The 15,247-nt window shown below is 39.4% G+C and carries 15 protein-coding genes; 7 read left to right on the forward strand and 8 right to left on the reverse strand.

Features of this window, described 5'->3' with window-relative positions; all coding sequences use genetic code 11:
- Nucleotides 1-676: 676 nt before the first annotated feature.
- The 4 genes from thrS to rplT all read left to right on the forward strand — a co-directional run bounded on the left by thrS (nt 677) and on the right by rplT (nt 3,965).
- On the forward strand, nt 677-2,617 hold the full coding sequence (thrS, locus tag CWD91_RS21360) for a threonine--tRNA ligase (protein WP_103443019.1): 1,941 nt from the start codon (nt 677-679) through the stop codon (nt 2,615-2,617).
- A 30-nt stretch (nt 2,618-2,647) separates the two neighbouring features.
- Nucleotides 2,648-3,202, forward strand: a complete 555-nt coding sequence (gene infC / locus CWD91_RS21365; protein ID WP_103443020.1) for a translation initiation factor IF-3 — start codon at nt 2,648-2,650, stop codon at nt 3,200-3,202.
- A gap of 95 nt (nt 3,203-3,297) precedes the next feature.
- Nucleotides 3,298-3,495, forward strand: coding sequence for a 50S ribosomal protein L35 (gene rpmI, locus CWD91_RS21370; protein ID WP_031444751.1), 198 nt, complete (start codon nt 3,298-3,300; stop codon nt 3,493-3,495).
- Nucleotides 3,496-3,620: 125 nt separating this feature from the next.
- A complete protein-coding gene (gene rplT, locus CWD91_RS21375) occupies nt 3,621-3,965 on the forward strand; it encodes a 50S ribosomal protein L20 (protein WP_031444752.1) in 345 nt (114 codons plus the stop codon).
- A 105-nt stretch (nt 3,966-4,070) separates the two neighbouring features.
- On the opposite strand, the gene CWD91_RS21380 is transcribed toward rplT, so the two are convergent.
- Together CWD91_RS21380 and CWD91_RS21385 are read right to left on the reverse strand one after the other, a co-directional pair.
- Complete coding sequence (locus CWD91_RS21380) at nt 4,071-4,343, reverse strand: EF-hand domain-containing protein (RefSeq protein ID WP_103443021.1); 273 nt, start codon at nt 4,341-4,343, stop codon at nt 4,071-4,073.
- 56 nt (nt 4,344-4,399) lie between these two features.
- Entirely contained in the window at nt 4,400-4,822 is a 423-nt protein-coding gene (locus tag CWD91_RS21385) for a secondary thiamine-phosphate synthase enzyme YjbQ (protein ID WP_103443022.1), read from the reverse strand.
- Nucleotides 4,823-4,940: 118 nt separating this feature from the next.
- Between CWD91_RS21385 and CWD91_RS21390 the strand changes: the two genes are divergently transcribed.
- Nucleotides 4,941-5,744, forward strand: a complete 804-nt coding sequence (locus CWD91_RS21390; protein WP_103443023.1) for an HAD family hydrolase — start codon at nt 4,941-4,943, stop codon at nt 5,742-5,744.
- Nucleotides 5,745-5,828: 84 nt separating this feature from the next.
- On the opposite strand, the gene CWD91_RS21395 is transcribed toward CWD91_RS21390, so the two are convergent.
- From CWD91_RS21395 to tgt, 6 genes are all read right to left on the reverse strand, one after another.
- Nucleotides 5,829-7,094: an asparagine synthetase B gene (locus CWD91_RS21395; RefSeq protein ID WP_103443024.1), complete on the reverse strand. Its 1,266-nt coding sequence runs from the start codon at nt 7,092-7,094 to the stop codon at nt 5,829-5,831.
- Nucleotides 7,095-7,272: 178 nt separating this feature from the next.
- Complete coding sequence (gene dnaB, locus CWD91_RS21400; RefSeq protein WP_103443025.1) at nt 7,273-8,820, reverse strand: replicative DNA helicase; 1,548 nt, start codon at nt 8,818-8,820, stop codon at nt 7,273-7,275.
- A gap of 156 nt (nt 8,821-8,976) precedes the next feature.
- Nucleotides 8,977-9,930, reverse strand: coding sequence for an acetyl-CoA carboxylase carboxyltransferase subunit alpha (locus tag CWD91_RS21405; protein WP_103443026.1), 954 nt, complete (start codon nt 9,928-9,930; stop codon nt 8,977-8,979).
- Nucleotides 9,931-9,973: 43 nt separating this feature from the next.
- Nucleotides 9,974-10,882, reverse strand: a complete 909-nt coding sequence (locus CWD91_RS21410; protein ID WP_103443027.1) for a DMT family transporter — start codon at nt 10,880-10,882, stop codon at nt 9,974-9,976.
- Nucleotides 10,869-11,951: an LptF/LptG family permease gene (locus CWD91_RS21415; protein WP_103443028.1), complete on the reverse strand. Its 1,083-nt coding sequence runs from the start codon at nt 11,949-11,951 to the stop codon at nt 10,869-10,871. Before CWD91_RS21415 ends, CWD91_RS21410 begins: the two co-directional genes overlap by 14 nt.
- Nucleotides 11,952-13,082, reverse strand: coding sequence for a tRNA guanosine(34) transglycosylase Tgt (gene tgt, locus CWD91_RS21420; RefSeq protein ID WP_103443029.1), 1,131 nt, complete (start codon nt 13,080-13,082; stop codon nt 11,952-11,954). It abuts the gene before it with no gap.
- Between the two features lie 167 nt (nt 13,083-13,249).
- On the opposite strand from tgt, the gene CWD91_RS21425 reads away from it, so the two are divergent.
- On the forward strand, nt 13,250-14,095 hold the full coding sequence (locus tag CWD91_RS21425) for a transketolase (protein ID WP_103443030.1): 846 nt from the start codon (nt 13,250-13,252) through the stop codon (nt 14,093-14,095).
- Nucleotides 14,096-14,133: 38 nt separating this feature from the next.
- Entirely contained in the window at nt 14,134-15,087 is a 954-nt protein-coding gene (locus CWD91_RS21430) for a transketolase family protein (RefSeq protein ID WP_103443031.1), read from the forward strand.
- The last annotated feature ends 160 nt before the right edge of the window (nt 15,088-15,247 follow it).

The raw sequence follows: 15,247 nt of genomic DNA on the forward strand, positions 1-15,247 counted from the left end.
GATATCTTCCCGGCCCGTTCTTTCGATTTCTTTTTCTGCACCATATCCCTGTTCCCAAAAATATGGCGCGCTGTCTTTACAATATATCAATGAACTTAATTCTCTCTGTTCGTTCGCCCTGTCTCCCAAAGCGGCTGCAAATGTACAGCCTTTTTTTAATCCGCCAAGCTTTTTTCGAAAAAAATCATCTTTCTTTCTTCAGGGCGGCCAGGGAAACAAAAAACATATGAACGTGGCGCTCCAAACACCATTCCCGCGGACTCCGACTTTGCTTCGTTAGCGGGGTGCAAATCTACCACCCTTTTTTAAATCCACAAGGATTTTTCAAAACTTTTTTCGCCTTTTTCGAACCGCCGCGCACAACCCGCTGTCAACAAGCATTTTGCGCACCGAAACCCGGCACAAAAAGGGAAAACAATTTAACGCTTTTTTCCCGGACCGCAAAACGGCCGACCGTTAAAAATGCCCCGGGGGCGCGTTAGGCCTGCCCGAGGGCAGGCAGGGGCGGAGAGGCTTCCCCCAACCAGCGAAAGGGACAAAGCAGAGCACCCGGACCGACATAGGGAGGGAACGCCAAACAACTATCCTATTTATATATGTATAAAAACGTTCCTATATATATTGCCAACATAAATGTTAGATGTTATCTTTGCACACTTATTACGACAAAAAAAGTATGATCAAAATAACTTTACCGGACGGGAGCATTAGAGAATATGCTGAAGGAACAACACCTTTGGAGGTGGCCAAAAGCATAAGCGAAGGTTTGGCTCGAAATATTATTTCCGTAAAATTCAATGGCATAACCGTTGAAAACGTAACACCATTACAGGAAGATGGATCCCTTATCCTATATAGTTGGAACGACAAAGAGGGCAAAACTGCTTTCTGGCATTCCACCTCCCACGTTGTGGCCCAAGCATTGGAAGAATTGTACCCAGGGGTAAAATTGACCATAGGACCAGCCATTGATAACGGATTTTATTATGATGTGGATCTGGCCGAGGGTACTATTTCAGAAAAGGACTTTCCAGAAATTGAAAAGAAAGCCTTGGAAATTGCCAGGGGAAAACACGATTTTAAGATGCGTTCCGCTACCAAGGCAGAGGCATTGGAACTATACAAATCCCAAGGCAACCAATACAAGGTAGAGCTTATAGAGAATCTGGAAGACGGCACCATTACCTTCTGTGACCATGACACCTTTACAGATCTATGTAGGGGCGGACACATTCCTAATACCGGTATCATAAAGGCCATTAAAATATTGAGCGTTGCCGGTGCCTATTGGAGGGGAAATGAAAAAAACAATCAGTTGACCAGAGTATATGGCATTTCATTTCCTAAACAAAAAGAACTCACCGAATACCTTGAACTTCTGGAAGAAGCCAAAAAAAGAGACCATAGAAAACTAGGCAAGGAATTGGAACTGTTCACTTTTTCACAAAAAGTAGGACAAGGACTTCCTTTATGGCTTCCAAAAGGGGCAGCTTTAAGGGAACGTTTGGAGAATTTTCTAAAGAAGGCACAGAAGAAGGCCGGATATGAGATGGTGATCACCCCACATATAGGACAAAAGGAACTTTATGTTACCTCCGGTCATTATGAAAAGTACGGAGCCGACAGTTTTCAACCGATCAAGACTCCAAAAGAAGATGAGGAGTTCTTGTTAAAGCCCATGAACTGTCCACATCACTGTGAAATTTACAATACCAAACCATTTAGTTATAGGGAGCTCCCAAAAAGATATGCCGAATTTGGAACTGTCTACCGATATGAGCAAAGTGGAGAATTGCACGGACTTACACGAGTGCGTGGCTTTACCCAGGATGACGCCCATATTTTCTGTACTCCTGACCAATTGGCTGAAGAGTTTAAGAACGTAATAGACCTTACATTATATGTATTGGGATCTTTGGGCTTTGGTAATTTTACGGCACAAGTATCCGTACGGGATTTGGACAAGCCGGAAAAATACATAGGATCTGTAGAAAACTGGGAAAAGGCAGAAAATGCCATTATCAATGCAGCTAAAGAAAAAGGCCTTAACTTTGTTATAGAAAGTGGTGAGGCCGCTTTCTACGGTCCCAAGTTGGATTTTATGGTGAAGGATGCCCTTGGCAGGAACTGGCAATTAGGGACGATTCAAGTGGACTACAACTTGCCGGAGCGCTTTGACCTTACTTACAAAGGTAGTGACAATGAGTTACATAGACCGGTAATGATCCACAGAGCTCCTTTTGGAAGCATGGAACGTTTCATAGCATTATTGCTGGAACATACAGGCGGTAATTTCCCACTTTGGCTGATGCCGGAGCAGGCTATTATTCTCCCTGTCAGCGAAAAACATGAAATATATGCCCAAAAAGTTTTAAATTCCTTGGAAAATAACGACATTCGCGCCCTCATTGATAACCGAAACGAAACGGTAGGCAAGAAAATACGTGAAGCAGAGATGAATAAAATACCATTTATGCTGATTGTAGGGGAGAATGAGGAAAAAGAGGAAACCATTTCTATAAGGAGACACGGTGGCGAAGATTTAGGTGCCATCTCCGTAAAAGCATTTTCCGACTTGGTATTAAATGAAATAAACAGTACCTTAAAGTCGTTTTAAAAAAAAAAGTTTAACTAAAAAGATTACGTCATAGCAATTAGAAAAAGATTTAGGCCCCAACCTAGGAGGGAAAACAAAAACCCGCACAATATCAATGAAAGTATTTCATCGCCCACAGTTAGGTTGGTTGGCGACAATATAGAAGTAGGTGTATACAACACCCGCGAAGCCTTGGCGAAAGCAGAGGAACTGGAATTGGATTTAGTAGAAATTTCTCCTAAGGCCGATCCCCCTGTTTGTAAAATAATTGATTACAAAAAATTTCTTTACGAACAAAAGAAAAGGGAAAAGGTCATGAAGGCCAAAGCCACCAAGGTAATCGTAAAAGAAATAAGATTTGGTCCACAAACGGATGACCATGATTACGAGTTTAAGAAGAAGCACGCAGAGAAATTCTTAAAGGATGGTGCAAAACTAAAAGCTTATGTTTTCTTCAAAGGACGGTCCATTGTTTACAAGGATCAAGGTGAAATTCTATTACTTAAATTAGCCTCCGAATTGGAAGATTTAGGTAAAGTGGAACAAATGCCAAAGCTTGAAGGTAAGCGTATGACCATGTTCCTTGCCCCTAAAACCAAAAAATAAACTTGGGCTTCATTGCCCTGTTTTTATAAAATAAGATGCTGAATTAACATTAGCATTAAGATAGTAAGCGAGATAAATTAATAAATAGGAAGAAAATGCCTAAACAGAAAACAAAATCCAGTGCCAAAAAGCGATTTAAGCTTACCGGTAGTGGTAAAATTAAAAGAAAGCACGCTTTTAAGAGCCACATTCTTACGAAGAAGTCTAAAAAGCGTAAGCTAGCGTTAACCCACTCTGGATTAGTTCACGAAGCGGATGTTAACAGTATTAAAGAACAATTACGTTTAAAGTAATCGTTTTAATCGGTAATTATTAACCCTGGAGTTGGGCCTATTTATGTACAATTGTAGATTTACGATTTAAATAAATAAAAAAGTGTCGATTATCGACCGCCTACTACAAAAAAACAATTTAAATTATGCCAAGATCAGTAAATTCAGTTGCTTCCAGAGCCAGAAGAAAAAAGGTAATGAAGCAGGCCAAAGGTTACTTTGGAAGACGTAAAAACGTTTGGACAGTAGCCAAAAATGCGGTTGAAAAAGCAATGTTATATGCTTACAGAGATCGTAGAAACAAGAAAAGAAATTTCCGTTCCCTATGGATTACCCGTATTAATGCTGGTGCCAGATTGCACGGAATGTCCTATTCCCAGTTTATGGGCAAGGTAAAAGCCAACAATATAGAGCTAAACCGTAAGGTATTGGCGGATTTGGCCATGAACCACCCAGAGGCTTTCAAGGCTATTGTAAACAAAGTAAAATAAATTAATAAACTTATCTCGCTTATAAAAACCTGTTCCTAATGGAACAGGTTTTTTTTGTGCCTTATTCAAATTCTTAAGGCAAATTTAAAACACATCTAAACAATTTTAAGTTGTCTTTATCTTGCCCACTGCCTCTTTAAATTCTTCCCAGTCAATGAACTCATCGCCAGATTTGTCATAACCCTCAATTAGCTTAGAGGACACAATTCCTCTCAAAAATCCACTTATTTCGGCCTTCTTCAACATTTCCACAATTTCACTTTTTTTAAGTTTACCATCCCCATCCTCATCAAAAAAGTTATATGCCTCCTCCGGCGTTTTAAATTTATTGGTGATCAGGATCTGTATTTTGTCCAATATCATTTCTTTTGTTGCCATGCCTTAATTTTTAAAATCCATAATACCCTAATTTACTAAATAAAACAAATATTTGACTACACCCCAAAGTAGCTTAATACCAAATGCCTCCCACTTGCATTATTTCTATGTTCGCACAAATAGATACCCTGCCAAATTCCCAAATTCAATTTACCGCTACTAATGGGTATTTGGACAGAGGTCCCCATTAAAGAAGATTTGATATGTGCGGGCATGTCGTCCGAGCCTTCATAATCATGGAGGTAATATGGCGCATTTTCAGGAACCATTACATTCATGTGACTTTCAAAATCCGCTCTGACAGTAGCATCCGCATTTTCATTTATAGTTAAGCTTGCCGAGGTATGTTTTATAAATACCTGCAACATACCTGTTTGTATCCTTTGTAAATGTGGTAGGTGTTCAAGAATAGTGTGCGTAATTAAATGAAAACCTCTCCTGTAAGCCTTTAAACGTAATTCCTCTTGGTAAAACAGCATATTAATGAATATCTAAAATTTATTCAAATTTCGACAAATATTAATAATTCCAAAACTTTACATAACAAGACAAGAAATTAAGATGATAACAAATACCTTTGCAGCTTAAATTATTTTAATGGATTTATCAAAAGTAAAAATGGTGGTCACTGACATGGATGGCACCCTATTAAATTCCCAGCATGAGGTAAGCTCAAAATTCTTCCTATTATTCGAAGAATTACGCAAGAGGGATATCAAATTTGTTGCGGCAAGTGGAAGGCAGTACAACAGCATAATAGATAAATTGGATGCCATTAAGGATGATATAATTGTTGTGGCAGAAAATGGGGCTTTTGTAAAAAAACAGGACCAAGAATTACTAGCGACGCCTTTGGACCAACTTACCATTAAGCAAACCATAAATCTATTAAAGAATGTAGAGGGCATACATCCAGTTTTGTGCGGTAAAAATAATGCCTATACAAATGGAAATTCAGATGCTTTTCTAAATAAACTAAGAGAGTATTATTCCGAGTTTAGCGTTTTAAACGACATTTCATCTTTTGATGGCGAAGTATTAAAAATAGCTATTTACCATTTTGAAAGTTCCGAAAAGTTTATTTACCCTTGGGTAAAACATTTGGAATCGGAATTAAAAGTGAAAGTTTCAGGGGAGAACTGGCTGGATATTTCCCATATGAACGCCAATAAGGGTTACGCCTTGCAGCATATACAGGAAAAGTACGGCATAAGCAGACATGAAACCATGGTTTTTGGCGATTATAATAATGACTTGGAAATGTTGTCCATGGCCGATTTTAGTTTTGCTATGGCCAACGCCCACCCCAATGTAACGGCGGTCGCCAATTTTAAGACCAAGAGCAATGACGAAAACGGTGTGGAACTTGTTTTGGAGCAATTATTGAGCCACAGATATTAAGTTGCAATTAGCGCTCAGCCTTATATTTTAAAGTATCAATATCCAAAAGTGATAGATAGGAATTCATATAAATCCCAATAAATATTATGTCTTCTGCTTCTTTTTCTGTGCAGCGGGAAAAAGCACATTGTTTAAAATGAGGCGATAACCCGGAGAGTTGGGATGAAGTTCCAATTCGGTCTTTGGGTCCCCTACCCTATGCTGATAGTCTTCAGGATCGTGACCCCCGTAAAATGTAAAGAAGCCCTTTCCTTTAATTCCATGGATATAGCGTGCCTCTCCATTAATTTTATTTTCCCCCAATACCAATACAGTGGGTTTAATTTCCTGCCTGGAAAAAGCAGTTGTCTGTCCCATAAACCCTTTGACCAAAGCAGTGTGGTTTTGGCATAGCATAGTAGGAACCGGATCCCATTTAGCAGAAAAATCCATCAAAGAGAAATAATCCGTTTCCCTGTCCACATTCCCCCTTAAATTGGTAATGTCTATGGAAGAAAATTCATAGCGCAGCGGATTACGCTCCAATGTAAAATTGGTAAAGGCAAAGGTTTTTCGATAGTCCAGTTTTCCTTGGTAATTGGCATCGGATGGGTCCCCGTCAAACATAGGCTCACATATATCCACACCGTCCGCAGCCAAGGCAATATCAAAACTATCCGTGGCGGAGCACATAGCAAACATAAATCCTCCGCCAATAACATAATTTCTGATTTTTAAAGCTACCTCCCGCTTTTCCTCAGAAACTTTATTGAATCCTAATTTTTGGGCCAAGGCTTCCGCATTCTGTTTTCCCTCTATGTACCAGGGTGCCGATCTATAGGCCCCGTAAAATTTACCATATTGTCCTGTAAAGTCTTCATGATGTAAATGCAACCAGTCATAAAGTACCAATTTGTCTTCCATTACTTCCTCATCATACAATTGATCATAGGGAATTTCAGCATATGAAAGAACCATGGTAACCGCATCGTCCCAAGGGGAATTATCCTTTGGGGTATATACGGCAATTTTAGGAGCTTTCTCCAATATAACCGCTTCCTGATTTTTGGAAGGACTTGCAATTTCATCCAGAATGGCTTGGGTCTCGGAATCGGATATGATTTCAAAGGAAACTCCCCTTATCTGGCATTCCTTACGAATGGTTTCCCCATCTGGCAACAAAAATGACCCCCCCCTATAATTGAGCAACCACTGTACTTTTTGTTGCTTGGTCAAAACCCAGTAGGTGATTCCATAAGCCTTTAAATGGTTTATTTGACTTTCAGCGTCCATGGGAATAAGAATGGATGACGCGGAAATTTCTATTGAAGAAAAAAGAATTAAAAAAAGAGAGAAAAGACACTTTTGCATGTACTGATATCTATTAGGAATCTTCCCAAAGATACTTGAAAATTGAGGTTTCGGCTTTGAAATGGGGTTAAAATTTGACCAATCTCCTATTAGTTTAGCAATCGTAACATAAACATTTTACAAGTTTATGTAACAAAGTTTAAGAGCAAGCTATAGGATGACCTAAAATATAAAACCGTTAAAAAGGCACATCATTATCATCCTGCATGGAATCATCGTTCATAGAACTACCAAAAGCTTCATTGGCATTGGGAAGATTTTTAGTAATGAAAGGATTTTCATCTTCAGCGTTCATTTTGGATTGAAATTCAAACGGAGAATCAAAATCATCCAAATTGTCAAATTTACCTAGATGCCCAACGAATTTAAGACGAATATTCTCCAAACCACCATTTCTATGCTTTGCTACAATAAATTCGGCTTGTCCAGCTGTGGGAGAGCGCTCTTCATCGTCCCATTCATCAATCTTATAGTATTCCGGTCTATAGATAAAGGAAACAATATCGGCATCCTGCTCAATAGCTCCTGATTCACGCAAATCCGACAGAATTGGACGCTTACTACCTCCTCTGGTCTCTACGGCACGGGAAAGCTGTGATAGGGCTATTACCGGCACGTTCAATTCTTTGGCCAGAGCCTTTAAGTTCCTGGATATAGTTGATATTTCTTGTTCACGGTTTCCTCCCTTTTGACTTCCTCCGGCCGTCATCAACTGCAGATAATCAATAATGATCATTTTTATATTGTGTTGCGAAGCCAAACGCCTTGCTTTGGCCCTAAGGTCGAAAATAGATAAGGAAGGGGTATCATCAATAAACAAGGGTGCCGTCTCCAAGGCTTTTACCTTAACGTTCAACTGTTCCCATTCATGTTTCTCCAATCTTCCTGTCCTCAACTTTTCGGAAGACAATCCTGTCTCCGAGGAAATCAACCTCGTAATTAACTGTACAGAAGACATTTCCAAGGAAAAGAAAGCCACCCCAATATTTGAGTTTACTGCAATATTTCTGGCCATGGACAAGGTTAGAGCCGTTTTACCCATACCAGGACGTGCAGCCACAATCACCAAATCACTGGGTTGCCAACCAGAGGTTAACTTGTCCAATTTGTCAAAACCAGACGGTATTCCACTTAGTCCCTCCTTACCGGCAATTTCTTCAATTCTCTTTTTTGCCTGTATCACCAAATTCTGGGCAGTTTCGGCGGAACGCTTCAAGTTGCCCTGGGTAACATCGTATAGCTTGGATTCTGCCGTGTCCAACAAGTCGAACACATCGGTAGAATCCTCATAGGCCTCTTCGATAATTTCATTTGAAATCTTGATCAGACTCCGTTGTATGAATTTTTGAAGGATAATACGGGCATGAAACTCTATATGCGCAGAAGAAGCTACTTTTTGGGTCAATTTTATGAGATAAAAATCGCCACCGGCATTCTCTAAACGTCCATCCTTTTTCAATTGGGACGAAACGGTTAATAAATCCACCGGCTCAGAGTTTTCAAACAACTTAAAAATGGCTTCATAGATATATCTATGGGCGTCCTTATAAAAGACTTCAGGATGTAGGATATCTATTACTTCATCGACCCCCTTCTTGTCAATCATCATTGCACCAAGCACAACCTCCTCTAAATCAGTAGCTTGAGGGGGGATTTTTCCCTTTTCCAAGCTAATGATGGTCGACTTGTCTATTCGATGACCAATAACAGGGTTCGTTTTTTCCATGAGTGCTAAATTATACAAATAAGAATTAAAATGAGTTTTGGGATATTAACAGTTGTTCAACAATTTGCCTGTTGATAAGTTACGAAATTTGTTTATAAGCAAAAAAAAACTGGAGAATTTCCGCTCCAGATTTTTTCACCTTGACAAAAAGGGATATTATCCATTAAATACACCCATATTGGCATATTTATCCATTCGGTTTTTCACCAATTCTTTTGGTGATAACTTTTTTAATTCCTCATAATGCGAAGAAATTTTATTTTTTACGATTTCAAATGTCTTATCCCTATTAGCATGTGCACCACCTGCGGGCTCACGAACGATTTCGTCTATCAACTTCATTTTTTTCATGTCCGTAGCGGTTAATTTCAAGGCCTCTGCCGCAATTTCCTTGAACTCCCAGCTTCTCCATAAAATGGACGAACAGGATTCCGGTGAAATAACGGAGTACCAAGTATTTTCCAGCATCAATACCTTATCCCCTACACCAATACCCAATGCTCCTCCTGAAGCACCTTCTCCAATAATAACCACAATAATGGGGACCTTTAAACGGGTCATTTCCAAAATATTCCTTGCTATTGCCTCTCCTTGTCCCCTTTCCTCAGCCTCAATCCCTGGATATGCACCTGGAGTATCTATTAAGCACACTACGGGGATTCCAAACTTTTCGGCGGACTTCATTAAACGCAATGCCTTTCTATATCCTTCTGGGTTTGCCATTCCAAAATTCCGCAACTGCCTGGTTTTGGTATTATAGCCTTTCTGCTGACCAACGAACATATAACTCTGATCGCCAATTTTTCCAAGTCCACCAATCATGGCCTTATCGTCTTTTACATTGCGATCGCCATGTAGTTCCAAAAAGGTTTCTCCACAAATGGCCCTAATATAATCCAATGTATAGGGTCTATTCGGGTGACGCGACAACTGTACCCTTTGCCAAGCGGTAAGATTTTTATATATGTCCTTACGGGTTTCAGCCAGTTTTTTCTCAATCTGTTTACAAGTCTCAGAAACATCAACTTCACTTTCTTCACCGATAATCATGCACTTATCCAATTGCTCTTCTAGCTCTTTAATTGGAAGTTCAAAATCTAAATACTCCATAGGTTTATAGGTTTAGTTCTTTTCAACAGGCAAATATAAAACTTTAATGGGAAGGTAACCCATTAGTCTTTTTTTTTAATTTATTTCTATTTTTCAAAACCCCGTTCGCAACAACGGTAGTTAATATTATGAGTGCTCCAACATAGAAAAGTGGATTCATTTTTTCACTATCACCAAGAATTAAAAATGCCAATATTATCCCATAGACCGGCTCCAAGTTGATGGTCAACATTACGGTGTAAGGAGAAATATATTTCAGTATCTTAACCGAGGCAATAAAGGCATAAGCGGTGCATATTGAGGCAAGGATAAAAATAAAGATCCAATCGTTTAAGGGAAGTTCAAAGAACTTTTGGTCAAAACTACCGCTAACCGCCAAATAAATGGTTAGAAACAATACCCCGCTTCCCAATTCATAAAATGAAATTATCGAGGGTCTTTGCTGCTGCGTTATTTTACCATTGATCAACGAAAAAATGGCAGCTAACAAGGAAGAAACCAAGGCCAATAGTATTCCTAGTAAATAAGCTGTCTCCACCCTAAACATTATATAAAGGCCCAGCATAACAAGTATTCCGAAAACCACTTCGTAACCTACCATTTTCCTGCCATACCAAAGCGGTTCCAATAAAGCGGTAAAAAATGCTCCAGTAGACATGGTGGCCAAAGCTATTGACACATTGGAAACCTTTATAGCCATAAAAAAGGTTACCCAATGTAGGGCAACAACAATTCCTCCAATAACCAATATCAACAACATTTTCGGAGCCACCTTCAAAGGAAATTTCCTGATAAGTATATAGGCGATAATAATTAGGGAGGCCATTAGCATACGATACCATACCAATGGTAATGCATCTATAGTTATCAACTTGCCCAGGACCGCCGTAAACCCCCAAATAAAAACTATAAAATGTAAGTGCAGATAATTCTTGAGCTTAACGTTTGGCATTCTGCAGCAAATAAAAGGCTATGGCGCCGAACATAACATTGGGTATGATTACCGCCCATAAAGGCGAAAATCCTGATTGTTCTGCCAGTGTCCCAAATACCTTATCGAAAAAGATATATATAAAGGCCACTCCAATTCCAAATGCTAAATTTACCCCCATACCTCCGCGTCTCTTAACAGATGAAACCGCCACAGCAATAATGGTAAGGATAAATGCCGCTATGGGCAATGCCCAACGCTTGTATTTCACCAATATATAACTGTTTATATTGGAAGCACCTTTTCTTTTTTGGGTCGCAATAAATTTATTCAGCTCAAACATATTCTTGGTCTCAGCTATATAAGATACAGGAGTAAGGTCATCAATCTTAAAATCGAAAATGGTATCCAACCTTCGTTTGGTTTCCACAATTTCCAGATCGTTGACCAATTTTCTTTTTTCGTAGGAAGTAAGTCTATAAACAGTATCCTTTTCTATCCACCGAATGTTGGCTGCAGATATCTTAAAATCCAGAGTGTTCTCCTCGTTAAACCGCTCCATAGTGAAGTTGTACCCTATCTGTCTTGCCGGATCAAAACTACTCACATAGATATAATCGTTTTCATTTAATTGATTGAATATATTTGTAGTTACCCTATCCTGTTTACCCTTTTTTAAATATTTAAAAATAAACTCATTGTAACCAACACTTGCGTTGGGTACAATAAACATCCCCATAAAAAACATGATGATTGCAATGATGGAAGCACCTATTAAATAAGGACGTAGAAATCGGCCATAAGATACTCCTGAACTAAGAATGGCTACAATTTCGGTATTGTTGGCCAATTTGGAGGTAAAGAAAATGACAGAAAGGAAAAGGAAAACCGGAAACAATAGATTCCCGATTACCAAGGTGAAATTCAGATAATACATGGCTATTTCAGGAAAAGGGACCTCATTATCGATCATTTTTCCAACTTGCTCTGCCAAATTCGCCATAATTCCAATGGGCACAAATAGCAAAAGCATGACAAAAAAAGTTGCCAAGTAACGCTTAAGTATATATTTGTCTATTATGGTTAACACCTATAGTCGTTTATCCATTTGTTTTACCATTACTGATTTCCATTCATGGAAATCCCCTGCTAAAATATGTTTTCTTGCCTCACGAACCAACCACATATAAAATCCTAAATTATGAATGGTAGCGATTTGTTTACCCAAATACTCATTGGCAGCGAACAAATGCCTTAGATAGGCCTTGGAATACTCATGGTCTACAAATGTAGTGCCCATTTCGTCCAATGGGGAAAAATCATCTTCCCACTTCTTATTTTTTATATTGATTGTCCCATGTGCAGTAAAAAGCATACCATTTCTAGCATTTCTGGTAGGCATCACACAATCAAACATATCTATCCCCAATGCAATATTCTCCAATATATTGATAGGAGTACCCACTCCCATTAAATATCTGGGTTTGTCCTCTGGAAGAATTTCACAGACAACCTCTGTCATGGCATACATTTCCTCTGCAGGCTCACCAACTGAAAGGCCACCAATTGCGTTACCCTCAGCTCCCACTCCGGCAATATATTCTGCCGATTGTCTTCTAAGGTCTTTATAGGTAGACCCTTGTACAATTGGAAAAAAAGTTTGCTCGTAATCATATTCAAAGGGAGTTTTCTCCAAATGTGCAATACAGCGGTCCAACCACCTATGCGTCATATGCATAGATCTCTTTGCATATTTATAATCACATGGATAAGGAGTACATTCATCAAAAGCCATAATAATGTCCGCACCTATCACGCGCTGGATTTCCATTACATTCTCCGGGGTAAACACATGATAAGAACCATCAATGTGAGACTTGAACTTAACCCCTTCTTCCTTTATCTTCCTGTTATCCGACAAGGAATACACCTGGTATCCGCCACTATCCGTTAAAATGTTACGGTCCCAGTTCATGAACTTATGAAGTCCACCAGCTTGTTTCAAAATTTCCGTTTTTGGCCTTAAATATAAATGATAGGTATTCCCTAAAATAACATCAGGGTTTATTTCTTCCCTCAATTCCTTTTGGTGTACCCCTTTTACGGAAGCTACCGTGCCTACAGGCATAAAAATGGGAGTTTCTATCTTGCCGTGATCCGTAATCAGCTCAGCTGCCCTGGCCTTGGTCCTTATGTCTGAATGTTGTAAAGTAAATTTCAAAAAAATCTATTTAAGGCCGCAAATATAATCAACTCAAAGCCATTAAATCCTTAACAAAAAAATAAAGTTCTGTTATGGGCTATGATAGTTGATAAAATATTATAACTCCCGCTTGTGTACCCAAAAGATTGCCATTACTTTTGAAGAGTTTAAAAAATAAAGATAAAATGCCAAAACTTCAAGAATTACAAGATTTGACCGTTCAAGTGCGCAGAGACATTCTAAGAATGGTTCATAAGGTAAACTCCGGGCATCCAGGAGGTTCTTTGGGCTGTACTGAATTTATAGTTGCCCTGTACAATGAAATTATGGAGCTTAAGGATGGATTTGATATGGATGGTAAAGATGAGGATCTTTTCTTTTTATCCAACGGTCATATATCTCCAGTTTTTTATAGTGTTTTGGCAAGAAAAGGATACTTTCCAGTTGACGAACTAAATACGTTTAGGTTAATTGATTCGCGTTTGCAAGGTCATCCTACCACCCACGAAGGTTTACCAGGAGTGCGTATTGCCTCGGGATCATTGGGTCAAGGTATGTCTGTAGCCTTAGGTGCTGCTCAGGCCAAAAAACTGAACAAGGATTCCAATATAGTCTACACCCTTCACGGTGATGGCGAGTTACAGGAAGGACAGAATTGGGAAGCCATCATGTATGCCGCAGGAAAGAAAGTGGACAATTTGATTGCCACCATTGATTTTAATGGACAGCAGATTGATGGTGCCACCAACGACGTACTTCCTATGGGCGACCTAAGGAAGAAATTTGAGGCTTTCGGATGGGATGTTGTGGACATCAAGGAAGGAAATGATTTGGAAGCCGTCATTAAAGGGATGAAAGAAGCCAAGAGTAGAACTGGAAAAGGAAGGCCAGTTTGCGTTCTATTGCACACTATTATGGGTCATGGGGTAGATTTTATGATGTACACCCACGCTTGGCATGGCAAGGCTCCCAACGACGAGCAATTGGCAACCGCATTGGGACAGAACCCCGCAACTTTAGGAGACTACTAAACCCTATCCTTTTCTAACAAAAATTAAAGCAAGTACAGATGAAAAAATATATAGATCAAGGTAAAAATGATACAAGAAGTGGATTTGGTGCAGGACTGGCCGAGTTGGGTAGAACCAATCCTAATGTAGTTGCATTATGTGCCGATTTGGTAGGTTCCCTAAAGATGGAGAAATTTATAGAGGAAAATCCTGAGCGTTTTTTCCAAATAGGTATTGCTGAGGCAAATATGATGGGTATTGCTGCCGGACTTACCATTGGAGGGAAAATTCCTTTTACCGGAACTTTTGCCAACTTTTCCACTGGGAGGGTATATGATCAAATAAGACAGTCTATTGCATATTCCGATAAAAATGTAAAAATTTGTGCTTCACACGCTGGGGTTACCCTTGGCGAAGATGGTGCAACACATCAAATATTGGAAGATTTGGGATTGATGAAAATGTTGCCCGGAATGACGGTAATAAACACCTGTGACTACAATCAGACCAAAGCGGCAACCATTGCCATTGCAGAACATCACGGTCCAGTTTACCTAAGATTCGGACGTCCTAAAGTGGCCAATTTTACTCCGGTAGACCAAAAATTTGAAATTGGCAAAGCAGTTGTCCTCAATGAGGGATCGGATGTCACTATTGTTGCAACCGGACACTTGGTTTGGGAGGCATTGATAGCAGCCGAAAATTTGGAAAAACAAGGCATATCTGCCGAAGTAATAAACATACACACTATTAAGCCACTTGACGGGGAAGCAGTGTTAAAATCTGTTAAAAAAACAGGTTGTATCGTTACTGCGGAAGAACATAATTATTTAGGTGGTCTTGGTGAAAGTATCTCCGGATTCCTTGCTACCACGCACCCTACCCCACAAGAATTTGTAGCCACCAAAGATACATTTGGCGAAAGTGGCACTCCAGAGCAATTAATGGATAAATACGGATTAAACAATAAAGCTATAGTGAACGCCGTTGTCAATGTGTTGAAAAGAAAATAATTCAAATCCCTTAAGGGAGATGAAGATTCTTAACATGGAAAACGGCGAAAACTGTGGAACAGAACTCAATTAAACTGCTAAACTTACGAGCTAGAAATAGTACTTTTATTTAGCGGTTTTTTTGTGCCACAATCCCACCTAATCGTGTCAAGATATATTC

Origin of the sequence: Arenibacter hampyeongensis, assembly GCF_002909255.1 — a bacterium.
Lineage (GTDB): Bacteria > Bacteroidota > Bacteroidia > Flavobacteriales > Flavobacteriaceae > Arenibacter > Arenibacter hampyeongensis.

Bases quoted from the DNA above. Each gene is read 5' to 3' on its own strand.
- thrS (WP_103443019.1), top strand. From the start codon at position 677: ATGATCAAAATAACTTTACCGGACGGGAGCATTAGAGAATATGCTGAA.
- rpmI (WP_031444751.1), top strand. From the start codon at position 3,298: ATGCCTAAACAGAAAACAAAATCCAGTGCCAAAAAGCGATTTAAGCTT.
- rplT (WP_031444752.1), top strand. From the start codon at position 3,621: ATGCCAAGATCAGTAAATTCAGTTGCTTCCAGAGCCAGAAGAAAAAAG.
- CWD91_RS21380 (WP_103443021.1), bottom strand. From the start codon at position 4,343: ATGGCAACAAAAGAAATGATATTGGACAAAATACAGATCCTGATCACC.
- CWD91_RS21385 (WP_103443022.1), bottom strand. From the start codon at position 4,822: ATGCTGTTTTACCAAGAGGAATTACGTTTAAAGGCTTACAGGAGAGGT.
- CWD91_RS21390 (WP_103443023.1), top strand. From the start codon at position 4,941: ATGGATTTATCAAAAGTAAAAATGGTGGTCACTGACATGGATGGCACC.
- CWD91_RS21395 (WP_103443024.1), bottom strand. From the start codon at position 7,094: ATGCAAAAGTGTCTTTTCTCTCTTTTTTTAATTCTTTTTTCTTCAATA.
- dnaB (WP_103443025.1), bottom strand. From the start codon at position 8,820: ATGGAAAAAACGAACCCTGTTATTGGTCATCGAATAGACAAGTCGACC.
- CWD91_RS21405 (WP_103443026.1), bottom strand. From the start codon at position 9,930: ATGGAGTATTTAGATTTTGAACTTCCAATTAAAGAGCTAGAAGAGCAA.
- CWD91_RS21410 (WP_103443027.1), bottom strand. From the start codon at position 10,882: ATGCCAAACGTTAAGCTCAAGAATTATCTGCACTTACATTTTATAGTT.
- CWD91_RS21425 (WP_103443030.1), top strand. From the start codon at position 13,250: ATGCCAAAACTTCAAGAATTACAAGATTTGACCGTTCAAGTGCGCAGA.
- CWD91_RS21430 (WP_103443031.1), top strand. From the start codon at position 14,134: ATGAAAAAATATATAGATCAAGGTAAAAATGATACAAGAAGTGGATTT.